Here is a 17773-nt window from a genome sequence, read left to right as displayed (position 1 = left end):
GTGGCCTCTCCTGGGTGAGAATAGTGAGGATAAGTGAATGGCATTATCCGGGGCGATGCGTCCGGGGGCAATCGCAGGATGGTCGCAGTCGCTGTAGGGGTTTTACAGAAACTCGCCCTCGACTACAGCGCCACGCCGGGGCTGGTATGATGAGGCCCATCTACACACTGCTCACGAACACGGTTGGGTAACCGAATCGCATGTCGAATTTCTCGCCGCTCGACCCGCCACGCCCCCAGGGGCTGCGCGACACCCTCTACTGGCAGACGCCGCCCGGCAGCGCGACCGCCCTGTCCCTGGCCCACCTCGCCGAGGACGCGCCGCTGCTGGTGATCACCCCGGACACCGCCTCGGCCCAGCGCCTGGAAAGCGACCTGGGCTTCTACGGCCGGCTGCCGGTGATGCCCTTCCCCGACTGGGAGACCCTGCCCTACGACAGCTTCTCGCCGCATCAGGACATCGTCTCCTCGAGGCTTCGCACCCTGCGCCGCCTGCAGGACGGCGAGCACGGCATCGTGCTGGTGGCCATCAACACCCTGATGCAGCGACTGCCGCCGGTGGACTACATCGCCGGGCGAGTGATGACCCTGGCGACGGGAGAGACGCTCGATCGCGAGGGCTTCCGCCACGCCCTGTCGCGCGCCGGCTATCGCGCGGTGGAGACGGTCTTCGAGCCCGGCGAGTACGCCCTGCGCGGCGCGCTGATCGACCTCTTCCCCATGGGCGCCGAGTCGCCGCTGCGCATCGACCTGTTCGATGACGAGATCGACACCCTGCGTCACTTCGATCCCGACACCCAGCGCAGCGCCGACCGGGTCGACCGGGTCGAGCTGCTGCCGGCGCACGAGTACTCGCTGTCGCGCTCGGCCATCGCCTGCTTCCGCGAGGGGTTCGAGACGCTGTTCGACGTCGACCCGCGCCAGTGCCCCCTCTATGTGGACGCCCTCAAGGGGATCCCCTCCCCCGGCCTCGAGCAGTACCTGCCGCTCTTCTTCGACGAGACGGCCACCCTGTTCGAGCATCTTGCCGAGGGCACCCGGGTGGCCATGCTGCCCGGCGTCTTCGACGCGGCCGAGCACCACTGGGCCGCCATCGAGAGCCGCTTCGAGAACCTCGGCGTCGACCCGACGCGTCCGCTGCTGCCGCCCCACCGGGCCTTCGTGCCGGTGGCCGAGGTCTTCTCGGGCATCAAGCGCCATCCCCGCGTGGCGCTGACCGAGGAGACCGAGCACCGCCACGCCGTGACCCCGGCCAGCCAGGCCCCGCCCACGGTGACGGTCAACGCCCGGGCCAGGCAGCCGCTGGCGGCCCTCTCGACCTTCCTCGACGACCACCCCGCCACCCGGGTGCTGTTCGTCGCCGAGTCCCGCGGCCGGCGCGAGGCCCTGGAGGAGACCCTGGCGCCGCTGGGCCTCGCCCTGCCCCATGTCGACGACTTCGCCGCCTTCCTCGCGAGCGAGGCGCGCCTGGCCATCACCGAGGGCGAGATCGACGCCGGCCTGTGGCTGACCGACCCCGACCTCGCGGTCATCAGCGAGACCGAGCTCTTCGGCGAGGTGGTGCGCCAGAGCCGGCGTCGCGAGCGGGCCACCGACGACGGCGAGCTGGCGATCCGGCATCTCTCGGAGCTGCGCCCGGGCGCGCCGGTCGTTCACCAGGCCCACGGCGTGGGCCGCTACAAGGGCCTCGAGACCCTGGAGGCCGGCGGTCAGGCCGCCGAGTTCGTGACCCTGGAGTACGCCGAGGGCGCGCGGCTCTACGTGCCGGTGGACAGCCTGCACCTGATCTCGCGCTACGCCGGGGCCGACGACGAGCTCGCCCCGCTGCATCGGCTGGGCTCCGACCAGTGGGAGAAGGCGCGCCGCCGCGCCGCCGAGAAGATTCGCGACACCGCCGCCGAGCTGCTCGACATCTATGCCCGCCGCGAGGCGCGGGAGGGCGTCGCCTGTCCAGCGCCCGACGAGGAGTACGCCCGCTTCGCCGCCAGCTTCCCCTTCGAGGAGACCCCGGACCAGCGCGCCGCCATCCAGGCCGTGATCGGCGACCTGACCGCCCCGCGCCCCATGGACCGGGTGGTCTGCGGCGACGTCGGCTTCGGCAAGACCGAGGTTGCCATGCGCGCCGCCTTCCTGTCGGTGCACGCCGGGCGCCAGGTGGTGGTGCTGGTGCCCACCACCCTGCTCGCCCGCCAGCACTTCGAGAACTTCCGCGACCGGTTCGCCGACACCGCGGTGAACATCGAGCTGATCTCGCGCTTCACCGCCGGCAAGGGGCAGGCCGACGCCATGAAGCGCATCGAGGAGGGCCAGGCCGACATCGTCATCGGCACCCACAAGCTGCTTTCCAAGAGCACCCGGCTGCCCAGGATGGGGCTGTTGATCATCGATGAGGAACACCGCTTCGGGGTGGCCCAGAAGGAGCGCCTGAAGAGCCTGCGCGCCGAGGTGGACATCCTGACCATGACGGCCACGCCGATCCCGAGGACGCTGAACATGGCCATGAGCGGCATCCGCGACCTCTCGATCATCGCCACCCCGCCGGCTCGACGCCTCTCGGTCAAGACCTTCGTCCAGCAGCGCGACGAGGCGGTCATCAAGGAAGCGGTCCTGCGCGAGATCCTGCGCGGTGGCCAGGTCTACTTCCTGCACAACGAGGTCAAGACCATCGAGACCGCCGCGGAGCGGGTCCGCGAGCTGGTGCCCGAGGCGCGGGTCGGCGTCGCCCACGGCCAGCTGCCCGAGCGCTCGCTGGAGCGGATCATGTCCGATTTCTACCACAAGCGCTTCAATGTGCTGGTGTGCTCGACCATCATCGAGACCGGCATCGACGTGCCCAGCGCCAACACCATCGTCATCGAGCGCGCGGACAAGTTCGGCCTGGCCCAGCTCCACCAGCTGCGCGGTCGCGTCGGCCGCAGCCACCACCAGGCCTATGCCTACCTGCTCGCCCCGCCGCCGCGGGTCATGAGCAAGGATGCCGTCAAGCGCCTGGAGGCGATCGCCGGCGCCGAGGACCTGGGTGCCGGCTTCACCCTGGCCAGCCACGACATGGAGATTCGCGGCGCCGGCGAGCTGCTCGGCGAGGAGCAGAGCGGCCAGATGGAGGCCGTCGGCTACGGCCTCTACATGCAGATGCTTGACCGCGCGGTGAAGGCGATCCGCGAGGGCAAGACGCCTAACATCGAGGCCCCGCTCGACCAGGGCGTCGAGGTCAGTCTCAACCTGCCGGCGCTGATCCCCGACGACTACCTCCACGATGTGCAGCAGCGCCTGGTGATGTACAAGCGCATCGCCAGCGCCGCCGACGAGGCGGAGCTCAAGGAGCTGCAGGTGGAGATGACCGATCGCTTCGGCCTGCTGCCGGCGCCGGTCAAGACCCTGCTGCGTCAGACGCGGCTGCGCCAGCGCGCCGAGCGCCTGGGCATCGCCCGCCTGGAGGCGGGCCCGGAGAAGGGTCGAGTGATCTTCTCCGCCCAGACGGCGGTCGACCCGCTGGTGCTGGTCCAGCTGATCCAGCAGGCGCCCGATCACTACCGCCTCGACGGCGCCGACACCCTGCGCTTCGAGGCGGACATGGCGCAGGAGGAAGCGCGCTTCGCGGCGGTGGAGCGGCTCCTCGAGACCCTCAACCGCAAGGCCGAGGCGGCCTGAGCGACGCACCGCGGGTGGATGCGCCGATGGCGATCCACCCGCTCCATCTGGCAGAAACCGGTCGCGTCGGGCGATACTATAGGGTCGACGCCCAGGACGGGCCCATCGCAGCCCCCGATGACCGGTAACCACGAGACATGACTCGATGACGCACTACTCCCCGCTCGGGCGCTCCGCCCGCTTCGCCACCGCACTGGGGCTCTTCGCCGCCCTGAGCGCCCCCCTGCAGGCCGACACCGACGACTGGCCGCGCGGCCACTATCCCTTACCCGAGGAGGGCGATCTCGTCGGCGAGGTCTACACCGTCGTCACCGAACCCGAGGACACGCTGATCGACATCGGTCACGAGCACGGCATCGGCTACGAGGAGATGGTGCGCGCCAATCCCGACATCAGCATCTGGGCCCCGTTCGAGGGCACCGAGGTGGTGATCCCGGGGCGCTTCATCCTCCCCGAAGGCCCCCGCGAGGGCGTCGTGGTCAACGTGGCCGAGATGCGCCTCTACTACTACCCGCCCACCGAGGAGGGCGAGACGCCCCGGGTCGAGACCTACCCCATCGCCGTGGGTCGCATGGACTGGAAGACACCGCTGGGCGAGACCCGCATCACCGAGAAGGTCAAGAATCCGTCCTGGTACCCGCCCGCGTCGATCCGGCGCGAGCATGCGGAAGCCGGCGACCCCCTGCCCAGCGTGGTGCCACCGGGCCCCGACAACCCGATGGGCACCCGCAAGATGCGCCTGGGCATCCCCGGCTACCTGATCCACGGCACCAACCGCCCCGAAGGCGTGGGCATGCGGGTCACCCACGGCTGCATCCGCATGCTGCCGGAGGACATCGAGGCGCTCTTCCCGCGCCTGCCCATCGGCACCCAGGTCAAGCTGATCAACGAGACCCTGAAGCTGGGCTGGGCCGACGGCGTGCTGCACGTTCAGGCCTACCCTTATCTCGACGAGGAGGATGGCACCTCCATCCAGCGCATCACCGAGGCGCTCTCCGAGGTCGATACCGCCATCAGCGGTCTCGACTACCCGGTGGACTATGCCCGGCTGCGCGAGGTCGTCGAGGTTCCCCGCGGCATGCCCACGCCCCTGGAAGTCAGCGCTCCGGAACCCGCCCCTGAAACCCTGTGGGACCGCCTGAAGCTGATCGCCGCCGATACCGACCGCACCGTTTCGGCCGAGGAAAGCTGATCCCCTGCCGATCCGATCCATTCGCTCCCGCAAGGCCTCAGGGCCACCTGTCAGCGGCGGGAGCGGTCCCTGGATCGCCCTGGCGCCGCCGGGCGCCCCGCGTGACCCGGCGGTCGCCGCCTCCCGCCTTGCGAAGCGGCGTCGAGGCGGGGCGCCGGTCGCTCTCGCGGAAACGGCAGACGGCCGCCGTCATCAAGCAGCACGCACCAACGACAGAGGCCTCGCCAACATGGCGAGGCCTCTGACCGATGGTTCCACTACCGCCCGACCGGGCGGTGGAGAACGATCACTTGCGCATGGAACGCTCAAACATGCGGTTCATCTCTTCACGGTTCTGCTGAGACATCTCCAGCGCCGCCTGAGCGTCGCGTTGCGCCTGGTTGGCGGTGTTCTGCGCCTGGGTGGCGATGCTGCGAGCTTCTGCAGCGTCAGCCTGGGCAGACTCGGCGGTCATGCGGACTTCTTCCAGGGCGCCAGTGGAGGCACAACCAGCCAGAACGGCCAGAGAAGCGGCAGCGGCGGTCAGCTTCAGGGTAGTCTTCAGAGTCATGGTGTTCTCCTTGAGTCTTCCTTGGTACTGCGTTGATGTTGCCTGGAAATCAGGCTTCCTGCAGGTGCAGGACTTCTTGCAGCGAGTTCGGCTGCGAAGCATGGGGAGTCAAACGCTGATCTAGAGTACGTCTTGGACGACGTCACGGCGCTTATCCTTAGCTTGGAACGCCCCTTGCGCATGTAAAGACTAGCGGATCACGACGCGCGTGCCAATGTCGATCAGCGACGACAGGCGTTCCACCTCCGGGTCCGTCACCGCGACGCAGCCATCGGTCCAGTGAAAGCGCCGGTGAATGTCGGGATCGCCCTCTCCCAGGCCGTGAATCCCGATAAAACCACCGAGCGCCGTGTCCTGGGGCGGATAGCCGTGACGGCGGTAATAGGAGAAGTAGTCGTCATAGTCCTGCTGCGAGTAGACCCCGGATTCCAGGGCCATGCGCGCATGGGTCGGGGTGGGATAGTCCAGGCCGATGAAGATATGGAACTTGCTGCGATGGTTGAAGCGATTGACCCGGAACTCGCCCAGCGGCGTGGCCCGATCGCCCTGTCGACGCTGGGGCCTGGCGCCGCCACGCCCCAGCGCCACCGACGGAAAGCGTTCCAGCACTCGGTTACCCTGGAGGACCTCGAGACTCGTCTCGGCGTCGTCGACCAGCACCCAGCGCTCGCCACCGTGGCGAGGCTCGACCGCCCGGGAGAGCAGGTCATCCATGAGGCTGGCGGACGCGGGCGTGCCGAGCAGCAGCAGGGGGGAGCCCAGCGCCAGCTGGCCGAAGCGGCGGCGAGAGAGATGATTCATCGGGACCGTCTCTGGAGGTGGTGAAATGAAGCGCAGACCTGGGCCGATGTTATACCGCATTGCGTCGACCCTGTCAGGCGCGGCCGGCGAGGCGCGAGCGGTCAGGGCCAGCGGGGACGCTCAGGCGGGCAGGATCGCCCCCATGCGATAGATCTCACGCAGGCTGGTGATGCCGTCCGCCGCTTTCTCCAGCCCATCGGCGAGCATCAGCGTCTCGCCCCGCTCGCGCAGGGCGCGTCGCAAGACGGCGTCATCGGCGTGCCGGAGCAGCAGGGCATGATCCTGGGGCGTCGGCTGCCAGATCTCGAACACCCCCGTACGCTCCCGGTAGCCCAGGCCGTCACAGCGCTCGCAGCCGACGGGATACCAGGCCTCCTGCGGCACCGGGAGCCCCACCGCCTCAAGCCATTCGACGTCCTGGGACTCGGTCGAGCGTCGCTCTCGACAGTGCTCGCAGAGCCGACGCACCAGCCGCTGGGCGATCACCAGGCCCAGGGTGGCACTGATCTCGGCATCGACTAATCCCAGCTGTCGCAATGCAGAGACAACACCCACGGCATCTCGGCTGTGCAGGGTCCCCATCAGCGAGCGGCCGCTGCCGGCCACGCTGACCGCGGCGGCCGCGGACTCGGGATCCCGGACCTCGCCGATCAGCACGTAGTCGGGGTCAAGACGCAGCAGGGAGCGCGTACCGGTGGCGAAATCGAGGCCGTTCTCGACATCCACCTGGATCTGGTTGATCCCGGGGATGGCGTACTCCACCGGATCCTCGAGGGTCACCACGTGGCTGTCACCGAGCCGCAGCTGGTGGAGCAGGGTGTAGAGCGTGGTGGTCTTGCCGGCGCCAGTGGGCCCCGCCACCAGCAGCATGCCGCCGGTGGCATCCATCCAGTGCCGAATGCCCCGTGCGCCCTGCTTCCCGACGCCCAGGGCGAGGGGGTCGTGGAAGGCCCGCGGCGGCGCCAGGAAACGCACGGCCAGTTTCTCGCCGGCGACGCAGTTCACCGCCGTGATCCTGAGGAAGGTCGGGCGGTGCGCCTCATCCTCGCCAGACCAGTTCAGGCTGCCCTCACTGGCCACCCGGGACGGCACCGGGTCGAGGCCGGCCAGCACCTTGAGCTGGTTGACCAGCGCCACGCCCTCGCCCCACTCGAGGACCAGGGCGTCGACAACCCGGCCGTCGATACGCAGGCGAACCTGCCAGTGATCCACGGCAGGGTCGAGATGAATATCGCTGGCCCGGGCCCGGATGGCATCCTCGATCAGCAGGTGGGCCGCCAGCGCCTCGCTTTCGACGTCATGCCCCTCGGACGCCTGACGGTCCTGCAGGCGGGGCAGCAGGGCTGCCCGCCACGATGCTTCTTCGCTACCCATTGGACGTCTCCTTGTCGTCAGTAGTCCTCGAGCCGCTGCATGTCGCGGGCCAGGCGGCGCACCTCGGCCTCGTGGCCACTGGCCAGCGCAGCGAAGAACTCACGCTCCGCCTCGATCGAGGCCTGCGCCGTGCGGTGAGCATAGAGGTCCTGCAGGGTGCGATGCATGGTCAGGGCGGTGGCCAGCACGTCCTGGACGCTGTCGCAGCCCATCCGCTCGGGAAGGCGATCGAGGGCGGGCGCATGGGGAAAGTCGGCCGGGTCATCGAACCAGGTCTCGAGGACCTTGCGGTGGTCCCCACCCTCCTCGAGATAGCGCATGAGCTCGGTCTGCATCTTGCGCTCATGCTCGGCCAGATAGTCCAGGGCCATGCGGACCCGATCACTGACGTCACCGCCTGCCAGCCGCGCGTAGCGCTCGGCAAGCCCGCGGTGATAGTCGGCCGCCCAGGCGACCAGCTCCTTGACCTGATGAAAGCGCATGAGTCGCTCCTCCCGGTGATGCCCCGACGCGGGCGAATGATCCTGCCTTCAGCCTAGCCAAGCCGTCGGCATTACGCTTGATGCAGATCATCCGATATACGCTCGCGGCGTTGGCGAGCGGCGTCACGCCGGGGCGCCGGGCCGCCGGATCAGCCGTAGAGGCCCTGGCTGCGCAGGTAGTCGTCGTAGCTGCCGCTGAAGTCGGTGATTCCGTCGCCGCTCATGTCGAGGATGCGGGTGGCCAGCGACGAGACGAACTCGCGGTCGTGGCTGACGAAGATCAGCGTGCCCGGGTAGTTCTCGAGCGCCAGGTTGAGCGCCTCGATGGACTCCATGTCGAGGTGGTTGGTCGGCTCGTCCATCAGCAGCACGTTGGGCTTGGTCAGGGCCAGCTTGCCGAACAGCATGCGTCCCTGTTCGCCGCCGGAGATCACCTTGACCGACTTGCCGATGTCGTCGCTGGAGAAGAGCATCCGCCCCAGGGCCCCGCGCACCTCCTGCTCGCCGCCGGTGGTCCACTGCCCCATCCACTCGAACAGGGTGGCGTCGTTGGCGAAATCGTCGGCATGGTCCTGGGCGAAGACGCCGACCTCGGCGCTGTCGGTCCAGCGCACCGCGCCGGCGTCCGGGTGAAGCTCGCCGGCCAGGGTCCTGAGCAGGGTGGTCTTGCCGATGCCGTTGGGTCCGATGATGGCGATGCGCTCGCCGGCCTCCACGGTCATCGAGAGGCGCTCGAAGAGCGGCGCATCGGCCTCGAAGCCCTTGGTGATCGCCTCGACGTTGACCGCGTTGCGGTGGATCTTCTTGCCCTGCTCGAAGCGGATGAAGGGGCTGACCCGGCTGGAGGGCTTGATCTCCTCGAGCTTGATCTTGTCGATCTGCCGCGCCCGGGAGGTGGCCTGCTTGGCCTTGGAGGCGTTGGCCGAGAAGCGGCTGACGAAGGCCTGCAGCTCGGCGATCTGCGCCTTCTTCTTGGCGTTGTCGGCATGCTGGCGCTCACGGGCCGCCGTGGCGGCGGTCATATAGTCGTCGTAGTTGCCGGGGAACAGCGTGATCTCGCCGTAGTCCAGGTCCGCCATGTGGGTGCAGACGCTGTTCAGGAAGTGGCGGTCGTGGGAGATGATGATCATGGTGCTGTCCCGGGCGGTCAGCATGCCCTCCAGCCAGCGGATCGTGTTGATGTCCAGGTGGTTGGTGGGCTCGTCGAGCAGCAGCACGTCGGGGTCGGCGAACAGCGCCTGGGCGAGCAGCACGCGCAGCTTCCAGCCCGGGGCGATTTCGCTCATGGGCCCCGCGTGCTGGTGCAGGGGGATGCCCAGGCCGAGCAGCAGCTCCCCGGCCCGTGCCTCGGCGGTATAGCCGTCGAGTTCGGCGAAGCGCACCTCGAGGTCGGCCACGGCCATGCCATCGGCCTCGCTCATCTCCGGCAGCGCGTAGATACGTTCACGCTCGGCGGCGACCTGCCACAGCTCGTCGTTGCCCATGATGACGGTGTCGATGACCCGCTCGTCCTCGAAGGCGAACTGGTCCTGGCGCAGCTTGCCGAGCCGGGCGCCGGATTCGACCATCACCTGGCCCGAGGACGGTTCCAGATCCCCGCCGAGGATCTTCATGAAGGTGGACTTGCCGCAGCCGTTGGCGCCGATCAGGCCGTAGCGGTTGCCGTTGCCGAACTTGACGGAGACATTCTCGAAGAGCGGCCGGGCGCCGAACTGCATGGTGATATTGGCGGTGGAGATCAATGAAGCGTCCAGTCAGTGCGTGAAGGGGGCGCGATTGTACCCGTTAATCGCCGCCGCTCACATCCTGACCCTCTTGGGGATTACTCCAGGATCCGTCGGCAGGCCTCCGAAGAGGCGCTGTGAACCCTTCCCTGGGCGCTTCCGACGCCATCCATGGCGTAGGACCTCTTCTCCGGCCTGCCCCCGGCTTCCTCTCAATGATCCGTTCCAAATGGCCTTCCACTTAGAGCAGCAGGTCGCCCTCGATGGGCACGAAGCGGGTGGCCGCGCGGATCAGCGACTCGGCCGTGAGGCGCTCGACGCCGACCACCTCCACCGTCACGCCGTGGCGCTCGCGCAGCCGCTCGACCAGCAGGTCGAAGTCGCCGTCGCCGGAGACCAGTACCAGTCGGTCGACGTGCGGCGCCGCCTCCATGGCGTCCAGGGCGATGCCGACGTCCCAGTCGCCCTTGGCGGAGCCGTCGCGGCGCTGGATGAAGGGCTTGAGATGCACCGAGAAGCCGATGCCGCGCAGGATCGCCTGGAACTGGCGCTGCCTGGGGTCGCCGCGATCGATGGCGTAGGCGTTGGCCACGACCACCTCGCGGCCGGCGGCGAAGCGGCGCCAGAAGGCGTGGTAGTCGAAGTGACGACCGAAGGCCTGGCGCACGGTGTAGTAGACGTTCTGCACGTCGACCAGCAGCGCGACGCGCTCCCTGACGGCGTCGCCGGACGCCGCTACCACTCCTCGCTGGTCTCGCGCAGCGCGGCGAGCTCGCGCTTGGCCTCGCCCACGCACTCGGCGAGCTCCTCGGAGAGAGACGCCCCGCCGCCCACGGCGATCAGCCCCGGGTTGCCAGACCGGCGCCGGGCGACGCCGTCGGTGCCGTGCAGCGCCTCGAGGCGGGCGAGCAGCCGGGAGAGCCAGCTATCGGGGCGGGCGGCCAACTCGCGCAGGCGATGCAGCTCGGCGATGCCGGCCCCTTCGGGGCCGAGCAGCTCGCGCCAGTCGTGGCGCCCGAGGTGGGCATGCTCGGTGACCTCGCGCAGCAGCGACTCCAGCGCCAGCTCGAGCAGCGCCAAGCCCCCCTCCTCCGCGGCCATGCGGCGCGCCGTGGCGTGCTCGTCGTCGCCGGCGGGCAGCGCGAGCAGCAGCTCGGCCTGGTAGAGCAGCTGGTTGGTGCGGGCTCTCGGGGTCACTTGCGCTTGTCCTCCACGTGCCACTTGCCGCCCTCGAAGGTGGCCTTCCAGCCGGTGGCCTTGCCGCCCTCGTCGGTCATCACGAACTGCTCCTTCGCCTTGCGCGAGAAGCGGATCTGCGCCGGACGGCCGTCCGGATCCGCGTCGGGGGCGTCCAGCAGGTAGCGGTACTTCTCGGGCAGCTCCTCGGCGTGGGCCTTGAGCTCGGCGACCAGCGGCGGACGGGTCTCGCGGTTCTTGGGGAACTTGCTGGCCGCCAGGAAGAGGCCGCTGGCCCCGTCGCGCAGCACGTAGTGATCCTCGACCTTCTGGCAGGCGAGCTCCGGCATGGGGATGGGATCCATCTTGGGCGGCGCCACCTCGCCGCTTCTGAGCAGCTTGCGGGTGTTCTTGCAGCTGTCGCTGGTGCAGCCGAAGTACTTGCCGAAGCGCCCCGACTTGAGCTGCATCTCGCTGCCGCACTTGTCGCACTCGATGGTCGGGCCTTCGTAGCCCTTGATGCGGAACTTGCCCTGCTCGATCTCGTAGCCGTCGCAGTCCGGGCTGTTGCCGCAGATATGCAGCTTGCGCGTCTCGTCGATCAGGTAGCTGTCCATGGCGGTGCCGCACTTGGGACAGCGGTGCTTGGCGCGCAGCGCGTCGGTCTCGGCATCCTCGCCGGCATCGGCCGCCACCGCCTCGTCGCCGGGCAGCAGGTCGATGGTGGTCTTGCAGCGCTCCTTGGGCGGCAGGTTGTACCCGGAGCAGCCCAGGAAGACGCCGGTGGAGGCGGTGCGGATCTGCATCTTGCGCCCGCAGCTCGGGCAGTCGATGTCGGTCGGCACCGGCTGATTGGGACGCATCCCCTCCTCGCTCTCGGCCACGGCGAGCTCCTTCTGGAACTCGGCATAGAAGGCATCGAGCAGCTCCTGCCAGTTGCGCTCGCCCTCGGCCACCTCGTCGAGGCTGTCCTCCATGCGGGCGGTAAAGGAGTAGTCCATCAGGTCAGGGAACGACTCCTTGAGCCGCTCGGTGACGATGTCGCCGAGCTTCTCGGCATAGAAGCGCCGGTTCTCCAGCTTGACGTAGCCGCGGTCCTGGATGGTGGAGATGATGGCGGCGTAGGTCGAGGGTCGACCGATGCCCTTCTTCTCCAGCTCCTTGACCAGGCTGGCCTCGGTGTAGCGGGCCGGCGGCTTGGTGAAGTGCTGCTGGGGATCGAGGCGCTCGAGGGTCATGGGGGTACCCTCGGCGAGGTCCGGCAGGGACTGGTCCTCGTCCTTGCGCCCCATGGGCTTCATCACCCGGGTATAGCCGTCGAACTTCAGCACCCGGCCCTTGGCCTTGAGCTCGAAGCCGTCGACCTCCACGGTCAGGGTACTGGAGAGGTACTCGGCGGGGGTCATCTGGCAGGCCACGAACTGGCGCCAGATCAGCTCATAGAGGCGCTCGGCGTCGCGTTCCATGCCGGCGAGGTCGGTGGCACGACGGGTGACCTCGGAGGGACGGATCGCCTCGTGGGCCTCCTGGGCGCCCTCCTTGCTGGAGTAGCGGTTGGGCGCCTCGGGCAGATAGCGCGCGCCGTACTCTTCGCCGATAAACTCACGCACGCCGTCCACCGCGTCCCGGGAGAGGTTGGTGGAGTCGGTCCGCATGTAGGTGATGTAGCCGGCCTCGTAGAGGCGCTGGGCGAGCGTCATGGTCTTCTTCACCGAGAAGCCCAGCCGGCCGCTGGCGGCCTGCTGCAGCGTCGAGGTGATGAAGGGCGCGTTGGGCTTGGAGCGGGTCGGCTTGTCTTCCCGCGCGGTGATCGCGAGGCTCGCCTCGCGCAGGGGCGAGATGCGCTCGAGGGTCTCGGCCTCGGAGGCGGGCCGGAAGGCCTTGCCGTCCTGGCGCACCAGCTCGAAACGCACCGGCATCGCGTCCTCGCCCCCCGGTCGCAGGTCGGCGTGAACGTCCCAGAACTCCTCGGGGATGAAGGCGTGGATCTCGCGCTCGCGCTCGGCGATCAGCCGCGTCGCGACCGACTGTACCCGCCCGGCGGAGAGGCCGCGCGCGATCTTGGCCCACAAGAGCGGCGAGAGCATGAAGCCCACCACCCGGTCGAGGAAGCGACGCGCCTGCTGGGCCTCGACCCGCGGGATATTGAGCTGGCCGGGATCCTCGAAGGCCTCCTGGATGGCGTTCTTGGTGATCTCGTTGAAGACCACGCGCCGGTAGCGGCTCTCGTCACCGCCGATGGTCTCGCGCAGGTGCCAGGCGATGGCCTCCCCCTCGCGGTCCAGATCGGTGGCGAGATAGACCGCGTCGGCCTTCTCGGCGAGCTTCTGCAGCTCGGCCACCACCTTCTCCTTGCCCGGCAGGATCTCGTAGTGCGCCGCCCAGCCGTGCTTGGGATCGATGCCCATGCGCCGGATCAGCTGATCATGGGCCTTGCGCTTGCGATGTTCCGCCTTCTCCTCCGGCGACATCTTGCGGGTAGCGGCCGCCTGTCGAGCGCGCTCCTTGGGGTCCGTCGCCGTCTTGCCCGAGCCGCTGGTCGGCAGGTCACGGATGTGCCCCACGCTCGACTTTACGATGAAGTCGTTGCCGAGATACTTGTTGATCGTCTTCGCCTTGGCCGGCGACTCGACGATGACCAGTGACTTGCCCATAGTGCTCCACTGTGCTGATGGCGCCAGCGTGACGGCTCGCGCCAGACGGTATCGACCCGTCGTCTGCGACGGGTGAAAAATGCGCTTACCCTACCCCAGCCACCGGCTTCACGCCAGTCGCCCCCCGGCGGGCGGCTTCTTGAACCTAGACCGCCGAGTCATGAGACGACAAGCCGAGAACGCCGTCGTCTTCAACGACGACGCCCCCGCCGAGGGCGGGGGCGTGGGGGTCGTGATACCGGCATAGAGGCCCTTGCCGGCGTGACCGTTCAGGTCACCGCGATCACTTCTTGCCGGTGTTGCGTGGCGAGCGCCGGCGCGGCGTGGCGCGGCTTCCCGGCTTGCGCTTGACGCCAGCCTTGGCGGTCGAAGGGGTCGACGCGTCGGCACCCGAAGTTGCCTCGGCGGCCGAAGTTGCCTCGGCGGCCTGAGAGGCCGATGCGGGCGCAGCGGCCGGCTCTGCGGCCTCGACATCCTGAGACGCGACGATTTCCGACTCGACACCCTGTGCCTCAGCGTCCTGAACAGCCGCATGCTGCGCCGGGGACACCGCATCGGCCCGAGGCGCCTCGGTCACGGGCAGCGCCTCCATCAGGCTCTCCATCTCACGCCGGGCGAGCCCGCCGGCCTCGGCCTCGCGGATGACGCTCGCCTCCGCATCGCGGCGCGCCTCCTGCTCCTGCTCGGGGGCGTGATCGATGGCCTGGTGGAACAGCGCCTTGATGCGCTCGAAACGCTCGGCCGCGTGCTCGCTCAGCTCGCCGCTGGCGGCCAGCACATGCTCGATATGCGCGAGGTGGGCGTCGATCTCGGCGGCCGTCTGCCCCTTGAGCAGGGTCGGGATCGCCTCGAGGGCCGCCTCGTGATCCTGCTGGAGGGTGAAGAACTGCTCGCGCACCAGATGCTTGAAGTCGGCCAGCTCCGACCCCGGCTCGAGCTCGGCGCGGGAGGCGCGCAGCCGCTTGAAGTTGCGCTCATCGGTGGCCGGGGCGCCGCCCAGCACGTGGATCACCGAGCGCATGACCGCCTCGTGGCTGCCGCCGTCGGTAATCGCGCGATGCACCTCGTCCCGGCGACGCTCGATGAAGCGACGGTGTTCCGGTTCGGCCCCCGGACGACGACGGTGCACGTGGGCATCCCCGCCCAGTCCCACCATGGCCTGCAGGATCGGCTGGCCGTAGAGGTCCAGGAAGAAGCGCTCGCTGGCGCTGTCGCGCAGGTCACGCCAGGCGTTCAGGCCGCGTGTGACCTGATCGGAGAGGATGCCTTCCACGGCCCGGAAGACGTTGTCCTCGTGCACCGGATGGCGATCGTCACGCACCCGCTCGGCCAGCACCGGCACGGCGGTCATCAGCGGATTGCGGTCGGAGAGCAGCCGATAGCCCAGGCGGTTGGGGTGCATGCGCCGCATCCACTTGGCCGACTCCGGCGTGGCCATCGCCTGCACCCAGGGCTGCACGAAGGTGCGGTAGAGGCCGAGGTTGATCTCGGAGATCCGCGACACGGCGGCGAAGCGGGTGTCGTCCTCGGGGCGGTGCTGGACCTCGCGGTCGAGCTCCTCGATGGTGCGCGGCGTGAACTCGAGCAGGTAGTCCCGCTCGATCAGCTCGGCATCCTCGCGCTCGGCGGCGGCCGAGACCGTCGTCTCGTAGAGGCCGGGCGGCAGGACGTCGATATAGTCCATGTTCGCGGTGAACTCGGCGTGCTCCTTGCGTGACACGCTGCCGGACACGAAGATCCCCAGGTGACCGGTGGTGTCGTGCACGCAGTAGACGATGGTCTGCTCGTTGGCGATCACGTCCTCGACCCCCTCGTAGAGGTCGCGCACCCAGCCCAGCGCCTGGGGCGGCGGCGTGATGTCATCGCCGCGGGAGCAGAACACCACCACCGGCGAGCGCACGTTGCGCAGATCGATGCGGCGCCCGTCGGAGGTCACCAGCTGGGCGGTGGAGAGGCGATTGCCGATGAAGAGGTTGTCGACGATGTACTGGATCTCGTCGCCACCCAGCACCACGTGGCCGCCCCACCAGCGCTCGAACTCCAGGTAGCGGTCGGCCTCGGTATCGACCTGGGAGTAGAGCCGGTACTGCTTGGTCCACCAGGTATTGGCCGGGTTCAGACGCTCGAAGTTCTGCACCAGCCAGGCGCCGTCGAAGAGCCCGGCCCCCAGGTCGCTGAACAGAGAGGTCATCCAGCTGCCGCCGGTCAGGCCGCCGGTGTAGCGCATCGGCGCCCCACCCCGCTCGCCGGCCCAGTAGGAGAGCGGCGAGCCCGCGATCAGCAGCGGCCCGAACAGCTCGGGCTCCAGGGCTGCGGCCATCATGATCTGCCAGCCGGCCTGGCAGTTGCCGACCACCATGGGCTTCTCGGAGGTCTCGGGATGGCGCTCGATGACGTGGCGCAGGAAGGCGACCTCGGCCTCGACCACGTCCTCGACGGTCTGCCCCGGGACCGGATAGGGCAGAAAGCCGATGAAGTAGCAGGGATGCCCGGCGCGCAGGGCGACGCCGATCTCGCTGTCGGGCTTGAAGCCGCCGATGCCCGGGCCGTGGCCGGCGCGGGGATCGACCACCACGAAGGGGCGCATCTGCAGGTCGGTCTCCACCCCCGGGGGCGGCAGGATGCGCAGCAGCTCGTAGTTGACCGGACGCGGCAGCTTGCGGCCATCCATCAGCACCTCGGCCTCGAAGCCGAGCACGTTGGGCTTGGTCTTCTCGATATGCTCGAGGTACTGGTTGCCCCGCCGGCGCATGACGTCCATGAACAGCACGCTGCGCTCCAGGGTGTCGCGCCAGTAGTCGCAGGCCGCACGTCCGAAACCGAACGGATCCAGGAAGGGCAGCGCCTCGGCTGCGGGAGTCGGTATCAGGGGGGTCATTATCAGCTCCAAGGTGGCTCTAGGCGCGCCAGGCGCGCGGCACCGATGCAGAAAAACGGGCTTTGCTGCATCGCAATATAGCGCATGAAACGAGTGCCTGCGAGGGGCGTGTGGCGGCCAAGGAGCCAGCGCCTCCCCCGGCGCGGGTCCCGTGGCCGGCCATGCAGGCCGCGACGCGGCTACCGATGGTCGGCGGTGCGCGAGCGGTGCTAGCATATCGCTCGACTAAAGCGACCCACGGCATGGCGCCGGCGGACAGACCCTCATGACCACCCCCAAGCTGCTCAACCGCCTGACCTTTCGCCAGCTGCAGGTGTTCCGTGCCGTCTATGACCAGCACTCCTACTCCCGCGCGGCCGAGGCGCTGGGGCTGACCCAGCCCGCCGTGAGCGCCCAGATCCGCCAGCTCGAGCAGGCCCTGGGCCAGCCGCTCTTCAAGTATGCCGGTCGCACCCTGCACCTGCTGCCCGCTGCCGATGCGCTGGCCGCCTCGACCCGCTCGATCTTCGGGCAGGTCTCGCGCCTGCAGATGACCCTCTCCGACATGGCCGGCACGCTCAATGGCGAGCTCAACCTCGCCGCGGTCTCCACCGCCCAATACGTGGTGCCGCACCTGCTGGCCCGCTTCCGCGCCCACTACCCCGATATCGTGGTGCGCCTGCGCGTCTGCAGCCGACGCCAGGCGCTGGAGCGCCTCGCCGAGCGGCGCGACGACCTGGTGATCATGGCCCGCGTCCCCGAGGGCGACGAACTGACCTTCATGCCAATCCTCGAGAGCGAGCTGATCCCCGTGGTCTGGCCGGGACATCCGCTGCTCGAGGCCGGACACCCTACCCTGGAGGACTTCGCGCGCCACTACGTGCTGATGCGCGAGCCCGGCTCCGGGGTGCGCAGCGCCTTCGAGGAGCAGGCGGCCGAGCAGGACGTCTGGCTTCCCCATGCCATCGAGCTGGGGTCCAACGAGGCGGTCAAGCAGGGGGTCATGGCGCAGCTGGGGGTGGCCGTGCTGCCCCGTCTCGCCGTGCGCCTGGAGATCGAGGCGGGACTTCTCGTGCCACTGGCCCTGCCCGGCTTCCCGCTGCGCCACGCCTGGTGCACGGTGCATCCCCGCGACCACTTCCCGACCCCGGTCACCGAGCTGTTCCTGCGTTTCGTGCGCGAACACCTCGCCGAGCTCCACGAGCATTTCGCCGCGCCCCCCACCCCGCTGCCGAGCCATAGCGTCGACTGCCTGCCGATGAGCGTCTACTGAGCCCACACGCTCGACTACGCCCCTGACCCGCCGACGCCTT

At 68.8% G+C, this 17773-nt stretch carries 12 protein-coding genes; 3 read left to right on the top strand and 9 right to left on the bottom strand.

Features of this window, described 5'->3' with window-relative positions; all coding sequences use genetic code 11:
• Positions 1–200 precede the first annotated feature (200 nt).
• Together mfd and FIU83_RS06760 are read left to right on the top strand one after the other, a co-directional pair.
• Positions 201–3650: a transcription-repair coupling factor gene (mfd, locus tag FIU83_RS06765; RefSeq protein WP_152483346.1), complete on the top strand. Its 3450-nt coding sequence runs from the start codon at positions 201–203 to the stop codon at positions 3648–3650.
• Positions 3651–3795: 145 nt separating this feature from the next.
• Positions 3796–4842, top strand: coding sequence for a L,D-transpeptidase family protein (locus FIU83_RS06760; protein ID WP_152483345.1), 1047 nt, complete (start codon positions 3796–3798; stop codon positions 4840–4842).
• A gap of 286 nt (positions 4843–5128) precedes the next feature.
• Here the strand turns inward: FIU83_RS06760 and FIU83_RS06755 are convergent, their stop codons facing one another.
• The 9 genes from FIU83_RS06755 to FIU83_RS06715 form a co-directional block, all read right to left on the bottom strand.
• Positions 5129–5392 (bottom strand): Lpp/OprI family alanine-zipper lipoprotein, encoded by a 264-nt coding sequence (locus tag FIU83_RS06755; RefSeq protein WP_152483344.1) that lies wholly within the window; start codon positions 5390–5392, stop codon positions 5129–5131.
• 189 nt (positions 5393–5581) lie between these two features.
• Positions 5582–6193: a murein L,D-transpeptidase family protein gene (locus tag FIU83_RS06750; RefSeq protein ID WP_152483343.1), complete on the bottom strand. Its 612-nt coding sequence runs from the start codon at positions 6191–6193 to the stop codon at positions 5582–5584.
• 120 nt (positions 6194–6313) lie between these two features.
• A complete protein-coding gene (locus FIU83_RS06745) occupies positions 6314–7567 on the bottom strand; it encodes a GspE/PulE family protein (protein ID WP_152483342.1) in 1254 nt (417 codons plus the stop codon).
• Between the two features lie 17 nt (positions 7568–7584).
• Positions 7585–8049 carry a 2-hydroxyacyl-CoA dehydratase gene (locus FIU83_RS06740; protein ID WP_152483341.1) on the bottom strand — a complete coding sequence of 155 codons (465 nt, stop codon included), beginning with the start codon at positions 8047–8049 and terminating at the stop codon, positions 7585–7587.
• A gap of 149 nt (positions 8050–8198) precedes the next feature.
• A complete protein-coding gene (locus FIU83_RS06735; RefSeq protein WP_152483340.1) occupies positions 8199–9791 on the bottom strand; it encodes an ABC-F family ATPase in 1593 nt (530 codons plus the stop codon).
• Positions 9792–10014: 223 nt separating this feature from the next.
• Positions 10015–10515, bottom strand: a complete 501-nt coding sequence (locus FIU83_RS06730; RefSeq protein ID WP_152483339.1) for an NYN domain-containing protein — start codon at positions 10513–10515, stop codon at positions 10015–10017.
• Positions 10509–10970, bottom strand: coding sequence for a DUF6586 family protein (locus FIU83_RS06725; RefSeq protein ID WP_152483338.1), 462 nt, complete (start codon positions 10968–10970; stop codon positions 10509–10511). The genes FIU83_RS06730 and FIU83_RS06725 overlap by 7 nt, the downstream gene beginning before the upstream one ends.
• Positions 10967–13603, bottom strand: a complete 2637-nt coding sequence (gene topA, locus FIU83_RS06720; protein ID WP_152483337.1) for a type I DNA topoisomerase — start codon at positions 13601–13603, stop codon at positions 10967–10969. The genes FIU83_RS06725 and topA overlap by 4 nt, the downstream gene beginning before the upstream one ends.
• A 283-nt stretch (positions 13604–13886) precedes the next feature.
• Positions 13887–16481, bottom strand: a complete 2595-nt coding sequence (locus tag FIU83_RS06715) for a DUF3141 domain-containing protein (protein ID WP_152483336.1) — start codon at positions 16479–16481, stop codon at positions 13887–13889.
• Positions 16482–16746: 265 nt separating this feature from the next.
• On the opposite strand from FIU83_RS06715, the gene FIU83_RS06710 reads away from it, so the two are divergent.
• The gene (locus FIU83_RS06710; protein ID WP_152483335.1) at positions 16747–17733 is read left to right on the top strand and encodes a LysR family transcriptional regulator; all 987 of its coding nucleotides are present in this window, start codon (positions 16747–16749) and stop codon (positions 17731–17733) included.
• Positions 17734–17773 lie beyond the last annotated feature (40 nt).

The organism is Halomonas sp. THAF5a (assembly GCF_009363755.1).
Taxonomy (GTDB): domain Bacteria; phylum Pseudomonadota; class Gammaproteobacteria; order Pseudomonadales; family Halomonadaceae; genus Halomonas.
The sequence above is the reverse complement of the archived record's forward strand: the minus strand, read 5'-3'. Positions and strand labels throughout refer to the sequence as shown.

What these genes read in the sequence shown, in the direction of transcription:
- mfd (WP_152483346.1), top strand. Translation starts at nt 201, where the DNA reads ATGTCGAATTTCTCGCCGCTCGACCCGCCACGCCCCCAGGGGCTGCGC.
- FIU83_RS06760 (WP_152483345.1), top strand. Translation starts at nt 3,796, where the DNA reads ATGACGCACTACTCCCCGCTCGGGCGCTCCGCCCGCTTCGCCACCGCA.
- FIU83_RS06755 (WP_152483344.1), bottom strand. Translation starts at nt 5,392, where the DNA reads ATGACTCTGAAGACTACCCTGAAGCTGACCGCCGCTGCCGCTTCTCTG.
- FIU83_RS06750 (WP_152483343.1), bottom strand. Translation starts at nt 6,193, where the DNA reads ATGAATCATCTCTCTCGCCGCCGCTTCGGCCAGCTGGCGCTGGGCTCC.
- FIU83_RS06745 (WP_152483342.1), bottom strand. Translation starts at nt 7,567, where the DNA reads ATGGGTAGCGAAGAAGCATCGTGGCGGGCAGCCCTGCTGCCCCGCCTG.
- FIU83_RS06740 (WP_152483341.1), bottom strand. Translation starts at nt 8,049, where the DNA reads ATGCGCTTTCATCAGGTCAAGGAGCTGGTCGCCTGGGCGGCCGACTAT.
- topA (WP_152483337.1), bottom strand. Translation starts at nt 13,603, where the DNA reads ATGGGCAAGTCACTGGTCATCGTCGAGTCGCCGGCCAAGGCGAAGACG.
- FIU83_RS06715 (WP_152483336.1), bottom strand. Translation starts at nt 16,481, where the DNA reads ATGACCCCCCTGATACCGACTCCCGCAGCCGAGGCGCTGCCCTTCCTG.
- FIU83_RS06710 (WP_152483335.1), top strand. Translation starts at nt 16,747, where the DNA reads ATGACCACCCCCAAGCTGCTCAACCGCCTGACCTTTCGCCAGCTGCAG.